Source organism: Pseudothioclava nitratireducens (assembly GCF_029210495.1).
GTDB classification, from domain to species: domain Bacteria; phylum Pseudomonadota; class Alphaproteobacteria; order Rhodobacterales; family Rhodobacteraceae; genus Pseudothioclava; species Pseudothioclava nitratireducens.
On record NZ_JARGDK010000009.1, the window covers coordinates 86,143 to 106,892 of the forward strand.

Sequence of the window (20,750 nt, forward strand, 5' to 3'; positions counted from 1 at the left end):
TAGAACCCAAGCGCGAGGAAGTCCCATGCCCGAAGATCGCCCCAACAGCTACATGACCGCGCCCGACGAGAATGGCCGTTTCGGCATTCATGGCGGTCGCTTCGTGTCGGAAACGCTGATGCCGCTGATCCTCGAACTCGAGGCGCAGTACGAACATGCCAAGACCGACGCGACCTTCTGGGCGCAGATGGACGATCTGTGGAAGCACTATGTCGGGCGGCCTTCGCCGCTCTACTATGCGCCGCGCCTGACCGAGCATCTGGGCGGGGCCAAGGTCTATCTCAAGCGCGACGAGCTGAACCATACCGGCGCGCATAAGATCAACAATGTGCTGGGGCAGATCCTTCTGGCGATGCGTATGGGCAAGACCCGGATCATCGCGGAAACCGGCGCGGGTCAGCACGGCGTTGCGACGGCGACGGTCTGCGCGCGCTTCGGGCTGAAATGTGTGGTCTATATGGGCGCGACCGATGTCGAGCGGCAGGCACCGAACGTGTTCCGCATGCGGCTCTTGGGCGCCGAGGTGGTTCCGGTGACCTCTGGGCGCGGCACCCTCAAGGATGCGATGAACGACGCGCTGCGCGACTGGGTGACGAATGTGCGCGACACGTTCTATTGCATCGGCACCGTGGCAGGGCCCGCGCCCTATCCGGCGATGGTGCGCGACTTCCAGTCGATCATTGGCAAGGAAGTTCGCTGGCAACTGGCAGAGCAAGAGGGCGAGGGGCGACTGCCCGACACGGTGATCGCCGCGATCGGGGGCGGCTCGAACGCGATGGGCCTGTTCTACGAATTCCTCGATGAGCCGAGCGTGAATATCGTCGGCGTCGAGGCGGGCGGCAAGGGCGTTGACGAGAAGATGGAGCATTGCGCTTCGCTGACCGGCGGCCGTCCGGGCGTGCTCCATGGCAACCGCACCTATCTGCTTCAGGACGAGGACGGGCAAATCCTCGAGGGGCACTCGATCTCGGCGGGTCTCGATTATCCGGGCATCGGGCCGGAGCATAGCTGGCTCCATGACACCGGCCGCGCGACCTATGTCAACGCGACCGACAAGGAAGCGCTCGAGGCGTTCCAGCTCTTGTGCAAGCTGGAGGGAATCATCCCCGCACTGGAGCCGAGCCACGCGCTCGCGCATGTGATCAAGCTCGCGCCGACGCTCCCCAAGGACCATATCATCGTGATGAACATGTGTGGGCGAGGCGACAAGGATATCTTCACCGTGGCGAAGCATCTTGGCTTCGATATGTCAGTCTGATCCGAAAATACAAACAATTACAGGGGCCTGCGTCAAAAGCGCGGGCCTTTTTCATGTCATAACCCTGAGTTTATCCGCGTCCTCCAGTGGGTTAAATCCGGCCTCTACCCCGTTTGGCGGATAGCGGCGTCGGGTGCGGCGCGTCCAACTGGTCTCACAGCGCGGCCAGCGGGGCCGCCAACCAAAGGGAGACCAGACATGAAACGCAAACTGACTATCCTCGCAGCGGCCGCCGCCTTGATCGGCACTGCCGCATTCGCCGAAGTGTCCACCCAGTCGATCATCGACGATCTGACCAGCAAAGGCTTCGACCGGATCGAGATCAAGCGCGGCCCGACCCAGGTCAAAGTCGAAGCGATCAACGGGACTACGCAGGTCGAGGTCGTCTATGACCGCGCCACGGGCCAGATCATGAAGCAGGAACAGCATCGCGTCCGCGCCGGTGAAGATATGGGCCGCGGCGTCACCGTCCGGGATCGCAATGACGATTTCATTGATGACGATGATCGCGATGACGACGACAGCGACGATGACCGTCGCAGCGGGCGCGACGATGACGATGATGACGATGATCGCTCGGGTTCGGACGATGGCCCCGATCACGATGCCAATGACGACCATGGCGGGGATCGTGACGACAGCGATGACGACAGCGACGATGACGACGATTCCGGCTCGGATGACGACGATTCGGATGACGATTGATCGAGCAGGCGCCTTGCAGACTTGCGGGGCTGCCCCGCGCCCCCGCATAATGGGGGCGCGGTTATCTGCGGTTAGGGAACCTGAGGCGGGATGATGGACAGGCGCGTATTCCTATTGCGACTGAGCGGTGCGGGCGCGGGGCTGATGCTTGGCGCGGGGGCCGCAATGGCCGAAGCTCCGGTGGACGCGGTGATCCGGCAACTCGAGTCCTTTGGCTATCGGAATGTGCGGGTGAGCCGCACGCTTCTGGGCCGGATGCGGGTGACGGGCCGGCGCGGGCAATCCAGCCGTGAGATCGTTCTCGACCCGCGCACCGGGGAAATCCTGCGCGATCTCGTGCGGGAGGGCGGCGGCGGCGGACGCGCGCCTGAGTTACGTGATGACCGTGGCACCAGTTTCTCGGATGACGGTGATGACGACCGTGACAACGAGGATCGGGACGACGATGATCGGGACGACCGCGACGATGATCGGGACGACGACCGGGATAATTCCGGCTCGGGCAACAGCAATGACGACGACGATGACGACGACAATTCCGGCTCTGGCGGAGGGTCGGATGACGACGATGATGACGATTGATCCGGTTCAGGCGATCGAGGGCCTGCGATGAAGCGGGTGCTGCCTCTGGTCCTTGTGCTGCTGATCCAGCTTGTCTGCGCGCTGTTCTTCGTGTCGGACATCCTGCTGTCGATACTGGGGCTCTACGTCGCCCCGCTGAGCTGGCAAAGCCGGGAGATACTGGAGATCGGGGCGGCGATCGGGTTGATCCTCGGGCTCGTATTGGGGGGCTGGATGCTCTGGCGCGCGATTGGCGAGAGCCGCCTTGCGCGCGAAAAGCTGCGTCGCGCTTCGACAGCCTTTGCCGAGGTTCTGGAGGAGCATTTCACCCAATGGGGCCTGACCCCGGCGGAGCGTGACGTGGCGCTGTTCGCAATCAAAGGGATGAGCACCGCCGAGATCGCCGGGCTGCGCAACACCTCGGAAGGGACGGTCAAGGCGCAGACCGCCGCCATCTATCGCAAGGCGGGGGTGAATGGCCGGAGCCAGTTGCTCAGCCTGTTCATCGAAGACCTGCTTGAGGAGATGCCCGAGACCGCCGCGCCAGGCGCGCCGCTGACGGGCGCTGTCGTGCCGATGGCGCGCGAGGGCTAGAGCGCGCTGGCGCGTGCCAGCCCTGCGTGCAGCGCAGCCTCCCCCGAACCCAGCGTCAGCGGCACGCCCTGCGCTTCGAGCGCGGCGGCGCAAAGGGTTGCCCAACCGGGTGCACGCGGGTGATCGAGTACGATCACTCTTTGGCCGAGCCACCAAGGCCGGGCCGCTGCCAGTTCTGCGCCCAGTATGGCACCGCTTGCCGCATCCGCGCCTTCGAACCCCTGCGCGGCATTTGCCAGCATGCGCAGCATCCGTTCGGGCCGCGACAGGCAGGTTGCGCAGCTTTCCGAGAAGGCGGCGCCATCCGTCGGCACGATCCCCAGCCCGCTAAGCGTCGCGTAACTCGCGGCACGGGTGACGCTCACGATCTCTTCTGCGGATACATGCGCCCAAAGGCTGGTCGGTCCGGCCAGCCAGATCACCCCGTCGAAATTGGGTTGCACGGCCAGCAGGCCGGCGATCCGCGCGGCTTCGACCGGGTGGATGCGCTCGGGCGGATTGGCTTGGGTCAGGGCGGAGATATGGCCCTGCGTTACCGAGAGCGGCTTTGCGGGCAGGGCGCGCGGGGCAGGGGCGTCGGGGCCCGTCGTGGCCCAAAGCCGGGTGACCCCGGTCGCCTGTAACGGCGGGGCCGCGTCAAGCGGGGCCTGCGCGGTCTCGACCACGGTCCCGCGATGATCGAAGGCGCGCGCCGTCCAGCGCCCGCCTTCGTCGTCAATGCTGATGAAGCTGATCGTGCTCATGCGCCCTAGAAACCATGTCCGGGCCGCGCGTTCAATCCTGCCCGAGGCAGTCCGCAATCGCCGCGCCCATGCCCCGGATCAGGGCATCATACAAGCCGGGACCGGGGTCTTGCGCGCTGCCCGCAGGGTCAAGCGTCGCCCCAAGGCGCACCGCGCTGCCCTCGACGAGCTGTGCGAGCAGCTTGGGGTCGTGTTGCGCCTCGGGGAAGGCGCAGACCACACCCGCCTGCGCCAGCGTTTCGCGCAATTCGCCCAGATGCTGCGCCCCCGGAGCCGCCGCATCGCCAAGCGCGACCGCCCCCGCCACATGCAGCTCGAAACGTCCCGCGAAATAGCCATAGGCGTCGTGGAACACCACGAAGGGCTTATCGGCCACCGGCTCCAGCATCGCGGTCAGATCTGCCAAAAGCTGATCGGTGCGGTCCTGCGCCGCTTGGGCATTCGCGCGATAGATGGCCGCGTTGGGCGCATCGAGATGGGCAAGTTCTTCGGCGATCAGGCCAAGCCAGATCCGGGCATTCGCAGGGTCGAGCCAGGCATGCGGGTCCAGCCCGTCGTGATCATGCTCCGCCGCGTCATGCGTGTCATGCGCATGGGTGTCGTGCTCGGCATGGTCCTCTGCGTCATGGGCTTCGGCTTCGCTCTCATGGCCGAATTCGCGGATCAAGGTGCCCGGCGCGTGCAGGAGCGACAGCGCGTGCCGGTCGCCATCCGAGGCATTCCGGGCAAGCCATGGCGTCATTTCCGGCCCGATCCAGATCAGCAGATCCGCCTTGGAGAGCGCGCGGGCCTGCGACGGCCGAAGCTGGTAATTATGCGCATTGGCCCCCTTCTCAAGCAGCACAGTGGGCGTCCCGAGATCGCCCATGACCTGGGCGACAAGCGATTGCACGGCGGGAATATCGGTCACCACCGCGGGCGGCGCGGCAGCGGCGAGACCGGGCAGGGCAAGAAGGGGGAGCGAAAGCAGGGTGGGACGCATGAAAACCTCTGTCATCTTCGGCTTGTGGATCGGGTGCTTGTTATTTATGTTATATCGTAACAGGTCAAGAGAAATGTGATAAAATAACATGCCCGCTGCTGAAACTCCGCTCGATCCGCCGCTTGCTTTCGCCCATCACGACCATGCGCATTGCGCGGATGCGCTTCTGGCCAAGGCCGAGGCGGTCGCAGCGGATCGTGGGGCGCGGCTGACGCCGGTGCGGCGCCGCACGCTTGAAATCCTGCTCGAAGCGCATCGGGCCATGGGGGCGTATGAGGTGCTCGAACGGCTGGCCGAGGAGGGCTTTGGCAGCCAGCCGCCGGTCGCCTATCGCGCGCTCGAATTTCTTGTAGATCAAGGTCTTGCACATCGCGTTCGACGGCTGAATGCGTTTGCCGCCTGTATGCATCCGGGGCAGGATCATGCGCCGGTCTTTCTGATCTGTCGGGCCTGTAACGCGGTGGCCGAAGCTGCGGGCGGGGCGACCCGCGCGGCGCTTGATGCCGCCGCCGCCGAAGTCGGCTTTACCGTCGAACGCAGCAATATCGAGGCGCTCGGGCTTTGCCCGGCCTGCGCGGAGACCGAGGCATGACCCCCCTGATCGCGGCGCGGGGCCTCAGCATCCGGCATGGCGAGACAACGGTGCTTGCCCATGTCGATTTCACGATCCATCCGGGCGAAATCGTGACCGTGGTCGGGCCGAACGGGTCGGGCAAATCGACCCTGATCCGGGCGCTGATCGGCTTGGAACCGGCGGCAGAGGGGCGGGTAGACCGGGCCTCCGGCCTGCGGATCGGATATGTGCCGCAAAAGCTGCATATTGATGCGAGCCTGCCGATGACCGTGCGCCGTTTCCTCTCGCTCCCCAAACGTGTGTCCGACCGCGCGGCGCGGGCGGCGCTTGCGCGGACGGGCGTCGAGGGGCTGGAGATGCGCCAGCTTGCGCGTCTTTCGGGCGGGCAGTTTCAGCGGGTTCTGCTGGCTCGGGCGCTTCTGGCGGAGCCGCAGATCCTGATCCTCGATGAGCCGACGCAGGGCCTCGACCAGCCCGCCACGGCGGCCTTCTACCACCTGATCGAAGAGGTGCGCGCACAGACCGATTGCGCGGTGCTTCTGGTAAGCCATGACCTGCATGTGGTCATGTCCGCCTCTGATCGGGTGATCTGTCTGAATGGCCATGTCTGCTGCGAGGGCACACCAAAGGTCGTATCGGCTGCGCCCGAGTATCGCGCGCTCTTCGGCCATGGCACCGGCGGGGCCTTTGCGCTTTATCGCCACGAACATGACCACGATCACGAGGCGGGCGCTTGCGCGCATGACCACGGCGACCACGATCACCATGAGCACCATCATGACCCTGCTTGACGATTTCCTGATCCGCGCGGCCCTCGCGGGCATCGGCCTGACCCTGGCGACCGGGCCGCTCGGCGCATTCGTGGTCTGGCGCCGGATGGCCTATTTTGGCGACGCCACGGCGCATGCCGCGATCCTCGGGGTCGCGCTGAGCTTTGGTTTTGGCCTGTCGGTCTATATCGGCACGCTGGCCGTGGCGCTTGGCATGGCGCTGACGGTCGCGAGCCTGTCGGGACGGGGGCACGCGATGGATACGGTGCTGGGCGTGCTGGCCCATTCCGCGCTGGCCTTCGGGCTTGTGGCGGCGTCCTTTTTCTCGGGGCTTCGCGTCGATCTGAGCGCCTGGCTTTTTGGCGATATCCTCGCGGTCAGCCGCGCCGATCTGGCCATCGTCTGGGGCGGGGCGTTGGCGGTGCTGGGGCTGATGCTTTGGCGCTGGCAGGGATTGTTGACGGCGACGCTTAATGAGGAGCTGGCGCAGGCTTCGGGGCTGAACCCACGTCGGGAGCGGCTGGCGCTGACGCTGGCGCTTGCGCTGACGGTGGCGGTGTCGATCAAGATTGTCGGAGCGTTGCTGATTGCCGCGCTGCTGATCATCCCGGCCGCGACCGCGCGTCAGCTCGCCCGCACGCCCGAGGCAATGGCCATGGGCGCGGTCGGTTGCGGGGCGGCATCGGTGATGGCGGGGCTGCTGGCATCGATGCAGTTCGACACACCGGCGGGGCCGTCGATCGTGGCCGCCGCCGCCTGTCTCTTTGTGCTCTCTCTGGGGGTTCGGCGCAGGGCGTGAGGCCCTGCGCGACCTTCAGCGCCCGACGCCGGTATAGGCTTCGAACCCGGCCTTCTTGGCGTCCTTCGGGTGGTAGATATTCCGCAGGTCGGCCATGCGCGGGCTCGCCATCTTTTTGGCGAGCTTTTTCAGATCGAGGCCCCGGAACTCGTTCCATTCGGTCAGGATGACGATGCAATCGGCCTTGGCTGCGGCCTTGTAAGGGTCCTGCACCCAATGCACGCCGGGCAGCAGATGCTCGCCCTCGGTGCGGCCCTGCGGATCAACCACCTTGACCTTGGCCCCCGCACCCACAAGGGCGGGCACGATGGTCAGCGACGGCGCATCGCGCATGTCATCGGTATTCGGCTTGAAGGTCACGCCGAACACCGCGATGGTCTTGCCATTGACAGAGCCGTCACAAAGATCCTCGATCTTGTCGATCATCCGGCGCTTGATGTCCTCATTGACCTTGATCACCGTCTCGACGATTTCCATCGGGCAGGAATAGTCTTGCCCGATCCGGGCCAAGGCTTTGGTATCCTTGGGGAAACACGACCCGCCATAGCCCGGTCCGGCATGCAGGAACTTATTGCCGATCCGCCCGTCGAGCCCCATGCCCCGCGCCACCTGTTTCACATCGGCGCCGGTTTTCTCGCACAGCCGCGCGATTTCATTCACGAAGGTGATCTTGGTCGCAAGGAAGGCGTTGGCGGCGTATTTGATCATCTCGGCGGTTTCGAGATCGGTATACTGGATCGGGAATTCACGCAGGAAAAGGGGGCGGTAAATCTCGCCCATGACCTCTTGCGCGCGCTCCGAGGTGACGCCCACGACGACGCGGTCAGGACGCATGAAGTCGTCGATTGCCGCGCCTTCACGCAGGAATTCCGGGTTCGAGGCGACATCGAATTCGAGATCGGGGCGGGCCTTCTTGATGACCTGTTTCACCTGCCGGTTGGTGCCCACCGGAACGGTCGATTTGGTGACCACGACCGCGTAATCGGTCATCGCATGCGCGATCTCTTCAGCGGCGGCCATCACATAGCTCAGGTCCGCATGCCCATCGCCGCGCCGTGTGGGCGTCCCCACCGCGATGAAGATCGCCTCCGCGCCATCGACAGCCGCCGCAAGATCGCCGGTAAAGGACAACCGCCCCGCCGCCACGTTCTTGGCCATCAGCTGATCGAGCCCCGGCTCATAGATCGGCACCTGCCCGGCTTCGAGCATCTCGATCTTGCGCGGGTCCTTGTCGACACAGATCACCTCATGGCCGAAATCCGAGAAGCACACCCCGGAAACGAGCCCGACATAGCCGGTGCCGATCATCACGATTTTCATGACATAGCCTTTATTGCGGAAACACTATCCTAAAGTTGATTCTCGCGTTCCGGGTGTCAATCGCCCAACGTTCCGCAAGCCGCCGGAATCATTTTATTTTCTGGTCCGATGCGCAAAAATGGGCAGGTCTTCGTGCCGTGCCTTGCGCGGTTGAAGGTTTCTCTCGTCAAAATCTGCCCTGAAAACGTTAAAGCCGTGCTAAACTGCAACAGTATTGATCGCACTGTTTTCGTGCGCAGCGATTCCCCCTTTGCAATTCACAGAGTGTATGCAACTGTCCCTTCGATGCTGCCGAGCGTTGGCGGCTCTCTACAGTAATGACGGAGATTACTATGAAAAAAATCGCTACCCTCGCCCTGGCCCTCGGCCTCACCGCGTCGACCGCTTTTGCTGGCGGCTACACCGCGCCGGTCGTTGAAGCAGAACCGATCGTCACCGAAGGTGCATCGTCGTCGAACGCTTCGCTCCTCGTCCCGCTGCTGCTGCTCGTCGGCATCGCAGTCGTGGCTTCGGGCGACTAATCTTTTGGCGTAAGCCAAATGAAGGGCCGGGAAGCACCGCTTCCCGGCCTTCTCATTTTCGGCTGAGGTGCTGGCTGGATGGCGAGCGACCGACAGGCCTATCCACCGCGCGTCGCGCGGTTTTTTCATGCGTGGGAGTCGGAAATCAGTCGCGCAGGACCTGAAGCGACAGGTAGCCCAGCTTGGGGCCGATCCATTGCCGAGAGGCGACGATCTGCCCGGCCTCATTGACCAGATAGCTGTTCTGAGCATCAACCGGGGCGCAAAGTTCGATCATCTGCGTGGCGGTGATCGGGCCTTGGGTGACTGTCTCGCCGCGGCGGATTTCACAGGTCATCGGAACGGGGCGCTCGGTGCCGCTGCCATCGAGATAGCGCTGCACGCGGCGCGCGGTGCCTTCCTGACGCGCGAGGATCAGCGCCGCACTTTCCTCGGTCTCGGAGGACATCAGATCGCGGCCAAATCCGCGCGTCGCCGCCAGCATCCCGTCACGCAGAACCAGCCCGCGATTGTCGGGTGTCGCATAGCTGCGCATCGCGCCGTTGCGGCCTTGCTGGCCGAAAACGGTGGTTGCCCCTGCGGCTTCCAGCGTCGCGAGAAGCACCGGGCCCTTGATCGACTGGAGTGCTGCGGCGGCGATTTGCTCGGGCGTCACGGCTTGCGCCGCTTCGGCCTGTGCCTTGGCCTCGCGGCTGGGCAGCACCTTGGAAACGGTCGCCTTGACCACGCCACCTGCGGAGGGACTGCCACCGCCGATATCGGCGCTGTCACGGCTACAGGCGCTTGCCAGAAGCGCCGCGCAGAGGAGAAGAGGGAGGGGGCGCATCACGGAACCGCTCAGCGCCAAACCCGGCCCCAATCCTCATACAGCGCGCCAACATGGCCATCGCGGATCGTCTCGTAGAGGCGGCCCTCGACCTCGACGCGCGCGCCACCATCCCCCGTGAACGGGCGGATTGTCTGATCGAAGGTGGCCAGCGTCGGCTTACCCGAGGCCCAGCTCAGCGGGATCGAGATGCGCAGGCCCTTGTCGAAGGAACCCGGCCCGAAATCGGCACTATCCATATCGGTGACGGTCGCAAAGGCGCCCACGGTCCAGCCATTGGCCAGACGGCGATCAACCGAAACCGTCGCGCCCCAGTCCTCTGCGAGGTAGCGGCCGACATCAAGCTGACCGGTGATGCCTTTGCCGAAATCGTAATAGGCCGAGAGGTGCCCGCTCACCGTGTCATAGTCGCGGAAGCCGAAATGCTGGTCGAAATCGCGCTGCTTGACGTAGTTCACCTCGGCTCCGAGCGCGAGACGGCTGTCGACCGGCTTCCACAGGATCTCACCCGAGACGCCGCCATACATCCGCTCCAGATAACCCGCGGTCACGCGCGCATAGAGGTTCTCGGCCGGGCGGCCATACCAGGCGAGCGTCAGGTTCTGAACCGTCAGATCGCCCTCTTTCTGGTATTCCGCGAACTCCGAACGCACATGCGGCACCGGCGAAGGCGAGACATAGGTCGACTCGTCAAGGTTGCCGAGCGCCTTCTGGCGCAGCGTGCCTGACAGCACGAGATTCGGCGCGAGTTCGTAGCGGCCCTTGAATTGCAGCCCGACATCGGCGCGCTGATCCTGACCCTCGACATGGTTCGACAGTTCGAGATAGGGCGAGATTGCCCATTTCAGGCGCGGATAAAGGTCGTCGTTCGGCGAGAAGGCCGCGCCCGTGACACTCGCCGCCCCTGCTTCGCCGATCTCGGCGCGGGCGAGCAATTCGTTCGAAGCCCCGTTTTCCAGCGCTTCGATATCGCTGCGCTTGAGCGTGGTCGAGGACACCGGCATGCCGCGCTCGACCAGCGTGATGGTGAAGGTCTCGACGGTTGCGGGCATCGCGCGGGTGAGCATCCGGGCGATATGGCCGATGGCCTGCGGACGCGCGTCATAGGTTTCGTTGCGCACGCGCAGTTCGACCGCGTCGGTGCTCAGCGCCATCGCCTCAAGGACTTGGCCGTCCTTGGCCATCGCTTCGGCCAACGTGCGCTGGATCACCGGGCGGGCGGTCGGATCGGCGCTCCACGCACCGGACCATGCTTCGGCATCGGCGCCCGGCGCGGGGCGCGGGCGGACCGGGAGGGGTGCCTTTTCCAGCCCCGAGGGCGCGGGCGGGTCGCGCGGATCGAGCGCGATGTTGAATTGCAGCCCAACCTCGGAGCCATGCAGGTAATAGGCCCCGAGCGAGAGCATCTTGTTGAAGCGGTAATCCGCGCCAAGGTTCACCGAGGTCTTGCGGTCGAAGCCCGCGCCAACCTCGTCGAGATAGGCGTCAGAGCTGACCTCGGCCTTGAGGGTGAGTTTGTCGGTCGCCTGCCATGCGAGGCCCGCAAAGGGCGCGACCGGGCCACGGAACCATGCGTCAGAGTTCAGGCCGCCATTCGCATCCGCCGCCGGGCGCGTGCCGCCGCCCGACCCGCCCTTGGTCGCAAGCCGACCCCAGCCAAGGCCCGCCGTCGCGCGCAGGCGTGGCGAAAGCGTCTTGGTCGCAACCAGATACTCGCTGCCGTAATGCGCATCGCCCAGAATATCGCGCATGCCGATGGCGACGGCGGGGCGCCAGCCATCCTCTTCGAGCACTTGCCAATGCAGGTCAAAGCTGCGGTCGTCACGCGTGGTGCCGCCGGGCCCCAGATCGTCGCTGGTCGAGAAATGCAGAGCGCCGCTCAGCCGCGGAAGGATCTGAAACGCGAAAGAGCCGCGCGTATCGCCCGAGCGCGCCGCGACCGTTGCCCCGAATTCGCCATCGGGCCGGGTTTCGGCGGTCGGCATGTCGATCAGGCCGGGGGTGCCGAACGTGCCATAGCCGAAGCTGGTCAGCGGCTCTGCGCCCGCGCGCAGGCCAATCGCCAGCGGCGCCGTGCCCGCCAGAAGTGCGATCACGCCAACGGAGCTGAATTTGCGCAAGTTGCCAGCCATCGGTCCCTCCACGATTTTGCCCTCTTTAACGTGCTTCGCGCCCGCGCGCGAGGGGGCAGGGAGGCAAAAACCGGAGTTTCGCGCGATGTGTTGCGCGAGATGCGCACCGCCCGGTATCGTCGCCGGGCAGTGCGATCTGTCTCAGAGGCAGGCCTCGAACAGCGCGCGGGTGTTCTCGCGCGTCATCTCGATCGGGTTGCCGCCACAGGACGGGTCCTCGAGCGCCATCTCGGTCAACTCGTCAAGACGGCTGGCTTCAACGCCCATTTCCGAGAGGCTCTCGGGGATCGACAGTTCCGAGCGCAGCGAGATGATCCGGGCGCGGAAACCGTCGAACCCGCCAGCGATGCCCAGATAGGCGGCTGCGCGGGTGATCCGGTCCTCGATCGCGGAGCGGTTGAAGTCGAGCACCATCGGCATCACCACGGCGTTGGTCGTGCCGTGATGGGTGTTGTAGACCGCGCCGATCGGGTGGCTGAGCGAGTGGATCGCGCCGAGGCCCTTCTGGAAGGCCACCGCCCCCATCGCCGCCGCCGACATCATATGCGCGCGCGCCTCGAGGTCGGTCGGATTGGCATAGGCGCGGGGCAGGTTCTCGAAGACCAGCCGCATGCCTTCAAGCGCGATGCCCTGGCTCATCGGGTGGTAGAAGGGCGAGCAATAGGCCTCAAGGCAATGCGCGAGCGCGTCCATCCCGGTGCCTGCGGTGATGAAGGCGGGCATGCCGACGGTCAGTTCCGGGTCGCAGATGGTGACCACGGGCAGCAGTTTCGGATGGAAGATGATCTTCTTCTTATGCGTCGCCGAATTGGTCAGAACGCCCGCGCGCCCGACCTCGGAGCCGGTTCCGGCAGTGGTCGGCACGGCCACGATGGGCGCGATTTTCGAGCTGTCCGCGCGGGTCCACCAATCGCCGATATCCTCCAGATCCCAGACGCTGAGCGCGGCGTCCTGATCGGCCATCAGTGCGATCATCTTGCCAAGATCCAGCGCCGAACCGCCGCCAAAGCAGATAACGCCGTCATGGCCGCCTGCCTTATAGGCCGCGATGCCCGAGGCCATGTTCGCTTCGTTCGGGTTCGGATCGACCTCGGAGAATACCGCGCGACCCAGCCCGGCCGCGTCGAGGATATCGAGCGCAGCCGCCGTGATCGGCAGGCTCGCCAGCGCCTTGTCGGTGACCAGAAGCGGGCGCGCGATGCCCGCCGCCTTGCAGTGATCGGCGAGTTCCTTGATCCGGCCCGCGCCGAATTTGATCGCGGTCGGATAGGACCAGTTCATCGTGGGAACGCTCATTTCGTCACCTTCTTGAGATGGTAGGATTTCGGGCGCGTGACCGAATAGAAGCCGAGCACCGACAAGGAGCCGCCCCGGCCCGTGTCCTTGCAGCCGGTCCAGCACAGTGCCGGGTCGAGATAGTCGCAGCGGTTCATGAACACGGTTCCGGTCTCGATCCGTGCACCGATGGCCTCGGCCCGCGCCGGGTCCGAGGTCCAGAGCGAGCAGGTCAGCCCGTAATCGCAGTCATTCATCACCGCGATGGCCTCTTCGTCGTCCTTGACCTTCATGATGCCGACGACCGGGCCAAAGCTTTCCTCGCGCATCACCCGCATCTCGTGGTTCACATCGACGAGGATCTGCGGCGCGAGATAGGCGCCCCCGTCATCCGCCGGGAAAAGTGCCGGGTCGATCAGCGCGGTCGCGCCCTCGGCCACGGCTTCGGCGATCTGGGCGCGCACGATATCCGCAAAGCGCTTGTTGGCCATCGGGCCGATGGTGCTGTCGGCGTCGAACGGGTTGCCGAGTTTTAGCGTCTTCACCCAAGCCACGGCCTTTTCGACGAAGGCGTCATACAGGCTTTCGTGGACATAGATCCGCTCGATCCCGCAGCAGCACTGGCCCGCGTTGAACATCGCGCCATCCATAAGACTGTCGACGGCGGCGTCGAGATCGGCGTCGTCCATCACGTAGCCCGGGTCCTTGCCGCCGAGTTCAAGGCCGAGGCCCACGAAAGTGCCCGCCGCCGCGCGCTCGATGGCCGCACCCCCGCCGACCGAGCCGGTGAAGTTGATGAAGTTGAACGCGCGGTTGCCGATCAGCGCCTCGGTCACGTCATGCGAGAGGAAGACGTTCTGGAACACGTCCTCGGGGATGCCTGCCGCGTGGAAGGCTTCGGCGATACGCTCGCCCACCAGCATGGTTTGCGTGGCGTGCTTGAGCACCACCGTATTACCCGCGATCAGCGCCGGAACCAGCGTGTTGATCGTGGTGAGATAGGGGTAGTTCCACGGCGCGATGATCAGCACCACGCCCACCGGCTCACGCGCGATCTGGCGTTTGAAGGCGGGGCTTTCCTCGACCACCATCGGCGCGAGCGCCTCGGCTGCGATCTCGGACATATAGGCGGTGCGGTCGTTCACGCCGCCGAATTCGCCGCCAAAGCGGGTTGGGCGGCCCATCTGCCAGGCGAGTTCCTCGACCACCTGATCCTTCATCTCGTTGAGCTTCGCGACCCCGGCCTGGACCAGCGCGATACGCTCGGCCAGAGGGCGCGCGGCCCATGCGGGTTGAGCGGCGCGCGCGCGGGCCGCCATCGCCTCGGCATCGGCAAGCGAGAGAGTGGCGCGCTCGGCATAGACGCTCCCATCCACCGGCGAGATACACTGTAGCGTTTTCGTCATCATGACCTTCCTTTGGCCGCGCGCCCTGCGCAGCCCTGTCCTCATCACGCCCCCTTGGCGGGCGCTGCCATTCTGTTTCGGCCCTCAGGCCCGTTCGAACCCGCGCGCGCGCTCGTAATCGGTGACGGCGCGTTCGAATTCCTCGATTTCCCAGCGGGCGGCATGGGCATAATGACCGACCACATCGGCCCCGAAGGCGCGCGCCAGCATATCGCTTTGCTCAAGCGCGGCGACCGCCTCATGAAGCGTGCCGGGCACAGAGGGCGCCTCGCCCGCCTGATAGACATCGCCCTCGATCGCAGGGCCCGGATCGAGTTTCTTCTCGATCCCGTCGAGCCCCGCCGCCAGAAGCGCCGCGCAGGCGAGATAGGGGTTCAGGTCCGCCCCGCCGATCCGGCACTCGACGCGCACGGCTTTGGTATGCTCGCCGCAAATGCGGAAGCCCGCAGTCCGGTTGTCGAGCGACCAAACGATCTTGGTCGGCGCAAACAGCCCCACGCAGAACCGCTTGTAGCTGTTGATATAGGGCGCGAGGAAATAGGTGATATCGCGCGCATGGGCGAGCTGCCCGGCGAGGAAATGCCGCATCAGATCGGACATGCCATGCGGCTTGGTGTCATCGACAAAAGCGTTCTGACCGTCTTTCCAGAGCGACTGATGAACGTGGCTCGACGAACCCGCCTTGCCGGTCTGATATTTCGCCATAAAGGTCACGCTCGCGCCATGGGCCTGCGCGATTTCCTTGACGCCCTGCTTGATGAGCGTGTGCATGTCGGCCGTGTCCATCGCGTCCGAATATTTCGCGTTGACCTCTTCCTGCCCGCGCTCGGCCTCGCCCTTCGAGCACTCGATGGGAATGCCCGCGCCATAAAGCCCGTTGCGGATGTCGCGCATGATCGGCTCGCCGCGCGCATTGCCGAAGATCGAATAGTCCACATTGTAGCGCGCGATCGGAGTGGGCGTCGGGTAGCCCGCGTCGAACAGTTCGGGGAAGCTTTCCTCGAAGAGAAAGAATTCCAGCTCGGTCGCCATCATCGGCTCGAAGTCCATCGCGCGGGCGCGCTCGATCTGGCGGGTGAGGACGGTGCGCGGCGCGTGCGGCACAAGCTCATGCGTGTGATGGTCGAGCACATCGCACATCACCAGCGCCGTGCCAGCGACCCACGGGATACGGCGCAGCGTGCTCAGATCGGGGCGCATCACATAGTCGCCATAGCCCCGCGACCAGCTCGACGCCTCGTAGCCCTCGACGGTATACATCTCGAGATCGGTGGCGAGCAGGTAGTTGCAGCAATGGGTTTCTTCCCAGGCGCCATCGACGAAATGCTGCGCGTGGAACCGCTTGCCCTGCAGCCGGCCCTGCATGTCGACGAGGCAGGCGATCACAGTGTCGATTTCACCCTCCGACACGGCCTGTTTCAAGGCATCGAAGCTCAGATTGGCGGGCATTCACGAGTCCTCCTGAAACGCGCCGCCCACGGCTTGGGGCGGCGTCCTAGTTTGATCTTGCGCGCGGGACGGTCAAGGCCCCGCGCGCCTTGGTGCGGTGATTAGCCGTAGCGATAGGGCCGCCCGGCTTTGGTCATCGTGTCGTTATATTTCTTGATGATCTCGACGACCTTGGCCTTGGTCTCGGACTCGGCCGCGATTTCGTCCCAGAAGGTGGCGGCGGCCGCTTCGACCTGCGCCCATTCGGCATCGGGGATCGTGGTGAGTTGCATATCGGTGCCTTCGACGCGCAGCTTCGCCTCTCCCGCCCAATACCAGTGCTGGCGGTAGTAATGCGACTGCTCGAAGCAGACCTTCAGCAGCTCTTGCAGATGCGGCGGCACCGCGTCCCAACGCTCCATATTGGCGAAGAAATGCCCGATCCACGCGCCCGAGATGTTGTTGGTCAGGAAATAGGGCGCGACCTTGGACCAGCCGACGGTATAGTCCTCGGTGATGCCCGACCACGCGATGCCGTCCAGCTCGCCGGTCTGCATCGCGACCTCGACGTCTTCCCACGGCACGGTGACCGGCACGACGCCGAACTGCGCGAGGAAGCGGCCTGCGGTCGGGAAGGTGAAGACGCGCTTGCCTTGCAGGTCCGCGAGCGAGTTCACCGGCTCTTTCATGGCAAAGTGGCACGGGTCCCACGAGCCTGCCGAGATGTGCTTGACGCCGACCTTGGCGTATTCCTCGCCCCAGATCTCGTTCAGGCCCCATTCGTTGAACAGCGCCGGCACGTCGAGCGAATAGCGCAGCCCGAGCGGGAAATAGCCGCCGAACACGGTGACCTCGGTGGGGGACGCCATCGAGTCGTCGTCCGACTGGACCGCGTCGATGGTGCCGTTTTGCATTGCGCGGAACAGCTCTGAGGTTGGTACGAGCTGATCCGCATAGAACAGCTCGATCTCCATCTGGCCGTTGGCGATGGTATTGAACGCGTCGATGGCGGGCTTGACCACATGCTCGGCCAGCGCCGGGCCGGCATAGGTTTGCATCCGCCACTTGATCGTCTCCTGCGCACGCGCAGGCGCTGCGAGCCCCGCAGCCGCGGCCCCCAACGCGCCGGTGGCGAGGAACTTCCGTCTTGTCGTCGTCATCTTCTCTCTCCTTGTTGGTTACGCCCCTGATTTTGCGGGGTCTGTTATCGTCCAAGAACCGTTTGCGGCAGCCAAAGCGCGAGCTGCGGGAACACCATCACGAGGATCAGCGTCAGCACCATGACCAGCACGAAGGGAAAGACCGAGCGGTAGATCACCGGCAGCGTGAACTCCGGCGGGGCCATCGCCTTCATCAGGAACAGATTATAGCCGAAGGGCGGCGTGAGATACGCGATCTGGCAGGTGATCGTGTAAAGCACGCCATACCAGATCATATCGAAGCCAAGCGCGCGGGCGAGGCTCACATAGACCGGGGCCACGATCACCAGCATCGCCGTGTCGTCGAGGAACATCCCCATCACGAGGAAGCTCAGCTGCATCAGGATCAGGATTTGCCACGGGCCGAGGCCCAGATCCTTGAGGAAGAAATTCTCGATCGCGCGGCCTGCGCCCAGCCCGTCGAACACCGCGCCAAAACTGAGCGCCGCCGTGATGATGAGCATGAACATCACCGTGATGGCGAGCGTGTTGCGGGTGGCGGTCTCGAACACGGCCCATGTGAAGCGGCGCTTCACGACCGCCGCCAGCACCGCCGACAGCGCGCCGATCACCGAGGCCTCGGTCAGGCTCGCCCAGCCGTTCAGGAAGGGCACCATCATCGCGGCGAAAATGAAGATCGGCAGCAGCCCCGCGCGCAGGAGCCGCAGCTTTTCGGGCCAGGTGATCTGCGCGCGTTCCGCGGCGGACATGGCGGGCGCAAGTGCGGGGTTCAGGCGGCAGCGGATGGTGATATAGGCGATGAACAGCACCGCCATCAGCAACCCCGGCACCGCGCCTGCGAGCCAAAGTTCCGACACCGGCTGGCGCGCGATCAGCGAGAACAGCACCAGCACCACTGAAGGCGGGATCAGGATGCCAAGGCTCGATCCCGCCTGAATGACGCCCGAAATCATCAGCTTGTCATAGTTGCGCCGCAACAGTTCCGGCAGCGCAATCGTCGCTCCGATCGCCATGCCCGCGACCGACAGCCCGTTCATCACCGAGATCATCACCATCAGCAGGATCGTCCCGATGGCAAGCCCGCCCGGCATCGGCCCGAACCAGACATGGAACATGCGGTAAAGGTCCTCGGCCAGTCGGCTCTCGGACATGACGTAGCCCATATAGACGAACATCGGCAGCGTGAGCAGCGGCGTCCATTTCATCAGCTTCATCACGGCGGAGAAGCCCATATCCGTGCCGCCCGGCCCCCAAAGCGCCATCGCCGCGACCACCGCCACAAAGCCGATGGCGCCAAAGACCCGCTGCCCCGTCAGCATCATCAGGAGCATCGTCGAGAACATCAAAAGCGCGATCAGATTGTAGTCCATCAGATCTCCTCCCCGCGGATCACGGCGATGTCGCGGATCAGATGGACACTCGCCTGCAACAGCATCAGCAGGAACGAGACCGAGATGATGACCTTGATCGGCCAGAGCGGCGGCCGCCAGGCGGTCGGGTTGCGTTCATTGAATTCAATGGCATAGGCGGTAGAGTCCACCGCGCCGTAGAGCATCACGCCGAGGTAGAACATCAACGCGAAGATCGTGAACACGTCCCAGATCGCCTGCCCCTTCGGCGAGAACCGCGAATAGAGCAGGTCCATGCGCACATTGGTGCCCAGTTGCAGGGAGTAGGGCGCGCCCAGCATGTAATAGGCGACCAGCGTGAACTGCGCCATTTCCAGCGTCCAGAGCGCGGGGATATGGATGAATTTCGTGACCGACGACCAGAGCAGGATCGCCATCATCGCGTAGAGCAGATACATCGCGAACCGTCCGACGCGATAGTTCAGCGCCTCGATCCAGCGGACATAGGTCTTGGTCCAGCCCGGCATCACGCGGCCCCCTCGACATTTGCGGCCCGCGCCAGCGCGCCTTCCAATACCGGGGCAAGGCGATCAGCCATCTCGACCTGCGCCTCGGGCGTTGCGATTAGATCGTTGCGCAGCTCCAGCATGACATTGGCGATCCCCATCGGGGTCGCATGAAGCGCGAGGGTATGGGTGACCTCATCGGCGGCGGAATAGGGTTCGTTCAGGCGCGTGACGAGCGGCGTACGCGCCTCGGCCTCGGCCAGAACGGCACGCGCCAGCGTGGGGTCGGCATCGTGAATCACGCCCAGCTCGACCGCGCGAGGCTTCCCGGCATAGACGGGGGTGAAGCTGTGCACCGTGACCAGAACCGGATCGAGCCCCAGCGCCAGCCGCCGCGCGATCTCGGCCCGGACCGTCGCGTGGAAGGGGACATATAGCGCCTCGGTCCGCATCAGACGGGTCTCTGGCGCAAGCGCGCGGTTGCCGGGGATGTCATGGATCTCGGAGCGTTCGGCCATAGCACCCCGCGACTGGGGCGGGCGGTTCAGATCATAGATCAACCGCGAGGCCCCGGCATGGATCAGCACCGATCCAAGCCGCTCCGCCAATCCCCGCGCGAGCCCAAGCGCCCCCGGGTCCCACGCGATATGCGCCGCGCGCTGCGCATCACTCAGCCCAAGCGCGCCCCACGGCTCGGGAAAGGCGTTCGAAGCGTGCTCGCACACGATCACGCACCGCCCCGCAGCGTCGCGGTTCTCAATGGCAACAGCCAAAGGATGCGCGTGTCCCGTCATGTCTCTCCCAGCGTCGATTCTGATTTTTGATCTTTTGATCAGGCTGTGCGCTGGAAACGTGTCTGTCAACATTATTTCAAAAATGAAAATTCTGTTACAATCTGTTCTCTGGCGAGTCGCTTCCCGCGGAGCGCCCCGGATCGAAAGGTGCTCAATTTGGCGGCAGTCACGCAAACGATCGAAGACATGCTGCGCGGGTCCATCGACACGATGACCCGGGCCGAGCGGCAATTGGCGGGCCACATCCTGCGCCACTATCCAGTGGCGCTTCTGGGGTCGGTCACGCAGCTCGCAAAGGCCGCCGAGGTCAGTTCGCCTACGGTCGTCCGGCTCGCGCAGAAGATGGGGTTCGGCGGCTATCCGGGCCTGCAATCGGCCGTGCGCGACGAGGTCGAGGCGCGGCTCGAAAGCCCGCTGGCCAAGCATGACCGCTGGGCGGGCGACGCGCCCGATACGCATGTCCTCAACCGATTTGCCGATGCGGTGCTGGGCAACCTTCAGGCGACACTGGCCCAAATCGACCACGCGCAATTCGACGCGACCGCCCAACTGCTCGCCGATCCGGCCCGTAAGGTCTTTGCCACGGGCGGGCGGATTACGCTCGCCATGGCGGAGTATTTCGTGGCCCATATGAAGGTGATCCGCTCGAACGTGGAACTCTTGCCTCCAGTCTCGAACGCCTGGCCGCCCGCACTTCTGGAAATGAAAGCCGGCGATGTGCTGCTCGTCTTCGACATCCGCCGCTACGAGAACAACGTGCTGCAACTCGTGGAGCTTGCTGCCGAGCAAGGGGCCGAGGTGATCCTGATCACCGACCCTTGGGTGAGCCCCGCCGCCGCCCATGCCCGCTACCGCTTCTCGGCTCAGATCGAGGTCCCCTCGGCCTGGGACTCGACGGTGGCCATTCAGGTGCTGGTCGAAACGCTGCTCTCGGCAGTGCAGTCGCTCACATGGTCGGAGACCGAGGCGCGAATGAAACGCCTCGAAGACCTCTACGCCCGCGCCCGGTTCTTCCGGGGGCGCAAGTAAGCCTTCCAATCGCGTCAA

General features: G+C 64.6%; 21 protein-coding genes. 9 read left to right on the forward strand and 12 right to left on the reverse strand.

The genetic code is table 11. The annotated features are described in order from the left end of the window. Positions 1–25 precede the first annotated feature (25 nt). The 4 genes from trpB (at position 26) to P0X85_RS11535 (ending at position 3,118) form a co-directional block, all read left to right on the forward strand. Positions 26–1,258: a tryptophan synthase subunit beta gene (gene trpB / locus P0X85_RS11520; protein WP_275813222.1), complete on the forward strand. Its 1,233-nt coding sequence runs from the start codon at positions 26–28 to the stop codon at positions 1,256–1,258. 198 nt (positions 1,259–1,456) lie between these two features. Beyond that, positions 1,457–1,963, forward strand: a complete 507-nt coding sequence (locus P0X85_RS11525) for a PepSY domain-containing protein (RefSeq protein ID WP_275813225.1) — start codon at positions 1,457–1,459, stop codon at positions 1,961–1,963. A 93-nt stretch (positions 1,964–2,056) separates the two neighbouring features. After that, the gene (locus P0X85_RS11530) at positions 2,057–2,545 is read left to right on the forward strand and encodes a hypothetical protein (protein ID WP_275813228.1); all 489 of its coding nucleotides are present in this window, start codon (positions 2,057–2,059) and stop codon (positions 2,543–2,545) included. A 27-nt stretch (positions 2,546–2,572) separates the two neighbouring features. After that, positions 2,573–3,118, forward strand: coding sequence for a helix-turn-helix transcriptional regulator (locus tag P0X85_RS11535; protein ID WP_275813232.1), 546 nt, complete (start codon positions 2,573–2,575; stop codon positions 3,116–3,118). Here the strand turns inward: P0X85_RS11535 and P0X85_RS11540 are convergent. Together P0X85_RS11540 and P0X85_RS11545 are read right to left on the reverse strand one after the other, a co-directional pair. Then, the gene (locus tag P0X85_RS11540; RefSeq protein ID WP_275813235.1) at positions 3,115–3,861 is read right to left on the reverse strand and encodes a 2-dehydro-3-deoxygalactonokinase; all 747 of its coding nucleotides are present in this window, start codon (positions 3,859–3,861) and stop codon (positions 3,115–3,117) included. The two genes, P0X85_RS11535 and P0X85_RS11540, sit on opposite strands and share 4 nt — an antisense overlap. A gap of 31 nt (positions 3,862–3,892) precedes the next feature. Continuing rightward, on the reverse strand, positions 3,893–4,843 hold the full coding sequence (locus P0X85_RS11545) for a zinc ABC transporter substrate-binding protein (RefSeq protein WP_275813239.1): 951 nt from the start codon (positions 4,841–4,843) through the stop codon (positions 3,893–3,895). Positions 4,844–4,931: 88 nt separating this feature from the next. Between P0X85_RS11545 and P0X85_RS11550 the strand changes: the two genes are divergently transcribed. From P0X85_RS11550 to P0X85_RS11560, 3 genes are read left to right on the forward strand one after another with little or no spacing between them, the layout of a single operon-like run. Continuing rightward, positions 4,932–5,435 carry a Fur family transcriptional regulator gene (locus P0X85_RS11550; RefSeq protein WP_275813243.1) on the forward strand — a complete coding sequence of 168 codons (504 nt, stop codon included), beginning with the start codon at positions 4,932–4,934 and terminating at the stop codon, positions 5,433–5,435. Beyond that, positions 5,432–6,208, forward strand: a complete 777-nt coding sequence (locus P0X85_RS11555) for an ATP-binding cassette domain-containing protein (protein ID WP_275813246.1) — start codon at positions 5,432–5,434, stop codon at positions 6,206–6,208. Before P0X85_RS11550 ends, P0X85_RS11555 begins: the two co-directional genes overlap by 4 nt. Then, the gene (locus P0X85_RS11560) at positions 6,201–6,986 is read left to right on the forward strand and encodes an iron chelate uptake ABC transporter family permease subunit (RefSeq protein WP_275813314.1); all 786 of its coding nucleotides are present in this window, start codon (positions 6,201–6,203) and stop codon (positions 6,984–6,986) included. The genes P0X85_RS11555 and P0X85_RS11560 overlap by 8 nt, the downstream gene beginning before the upstream one ends. A 15-nt stretch (positions 6,987–7,001) precedes the next feature. Here P0X85_RS11560 and P0X85_RS11565 read toward each other — a convergent pair whose 3' ends face one another. Next, positions 7,002–8,306, reverse strand: coding sequence for a UDP-glucose dehydrogenase family protein (locus P0X85_RS11565; RefSeq protein ID WP_275813249.1), 1,305 nt, complete (start codon positions 8,304–8,306; stop codon positions 7,002–7,004). 332 nt (positions 8,307–8,638) lie between these two features. On the opposite strand from P0X85_RS11565, the gene P0X85_RS11570 reads away from it, so the two are divergent. Then, positions 8,639–8,827: a hypothetical protein gene (locus tag P0X85_RS11570; RefSeq protein WP_275813252.1), complete on the forward strand. Its 189-nt coding sequence runs from the start codon at positions 8,639–8,641 to the stop codon at positions 8,825–8,827. 145 nt (positions 8,828–8,972) lie between these two features. On the opposite strand, the gene P0X85_RS11575 is transcribed toward P0X85_RS11570, so the two are convergent. The 9 genes from P0X85_RS11575 to P0X85_RS11615 form a co-directional block, all read right to left on the reverse strand. Continuing rightward, entirely contained in the window at positions 8,973–9,653 is a 681-nt protein-coding gene (locus tag P0X85_RS11575; RefSeq protein WP_275813256.1) for a YjbF family lipoprotein, read from the reverse strand. A gap of 11 nt (positions 9,654–9,664) precedes the next feature. Further along, positions 9,665–11,785 carry a YjbH domain-containing protein gene (locus P0X85_RS11580; RefSeq protein WP_275813259.1) on the reverse strand — a complete coding sequence of 707 codons (2,121 nt, stop codon included), beginning with the start codon at positions 11,783–11,785 and terminating at the stop codon, positions 9,665–9,667. 141 nt (positions 11,786–11,926) lie between these two features. After that, on the reverse strand, positions 11,927–13,081 hold the full coding sequence (locus P0X85_RS11585; protein WP_275813262.1) for an iron-containing alcohol dehydrogenase: 1,155 nt from the start codon (positions 13,079–13,081) through the stop codon (positions 11,927–11,929). Continuing rightward, positions 13,078–14,466 carry an aldehyde dehydrogenase family protein gene (locus tag P0X85_RS11590; RefSeq protein ID WP_275813266.1) on the reverse strand — a complete coding sequence of 463 codons (1,389 nt, stop codon included), beginning with the start codon at positions 14,464–14,466 and terminating at the stop codon, positions 13,078–13,080. The genes P0X85_RS11585 and P0X85_RS11590 overlap by 4 nt, the downstream gene beginning before the upstream one ends. An 84-nt stretch (positions 14,467–14,550) precedes the next feature. Then, positions 14,551–15,915, reverse strand: a complete 1,365-nt coding sequence (locus tag P0X85_RS11595) for a glutamine synthetase family protein (RefSeq protein WP_275813269.1) — start codon at positions 15,913–15,915, stop codon at positions 14,551–14,553. A 101-nt stretch (positions 15,916–16,016) separates the two neighbouring features. Continuing rightward, complete coding sequence (locus P0X85_RS11600; protein WP_275813271.1) at positions 16,017–17,054, reverse strand: TRAP transporter substrate-binding protein; 1,038 nt, start codon at positions 17,052–17,054, stop codon at positions 16,017–16,019. 44 nt (positions 17,055–17,098) lie between these two features. Continuing rightward, positions 17,099–18,424 carry a TRAP transporter large permease gene (locus P0X85_RS11605; RefSeq protein ID WP_275813273.1) on the reverse strand — a complete coding sequence of 442 codons (1,326 nt, stop codon included), beginning with the start codon at positions 18,422–18,424 and terminating at the stop codon, positions 17,099–17,101. Continuing rightward, positions 18,424–18,930 carry a TRAP transporter small permease subunit gene (locus P0X85_RS11610; protein WP_275813276.1) on the reverse strand — a complete coding sequence of 169 codons (507 nt, stop codon included), beginning with the start codon at positions 18,928–18,930 and terminating at the stop codon, positions 18,424–18,426. Before P0X85_RS11610 ends, P0X85_RS11605 begins: the two co-directional genes overlap by 1 nt. Then, positions 18,930–19,703, reverse strand: a complete 774-nt coding sequence (locus P0X85_RS11615) for an N-formylglutamate amidohydrolase (protein WP_275813279.1) — start codon at positions 19,701–19,703, stop codon at positions 18,930–18,932. Before P0X85_RS11615 ends, P0X85_RS11610 begins: the two co-directional genes overlap by 1 nt. Before the next feature lie 186 nt (positions 19,704–19,889). Here P0X85_RS11615 and P0X85_RS11620 point away from each other — a divergent pair, with 186 nt between their 5' ends. After that, positions 19,890–20,732: a MurR/RpiR family transcriptional regulator gene (locus P0X85_RS11620; RefSeq protein ID WP_275813317.1), complete on the forward strand. Its 843-nt coding sequence runs from the start codon at positions 19,890–19,892 to the stop codon at positions 20,730–20,732. Positions 20,733–20,750 lie beyond the last annotated feature (18 nt).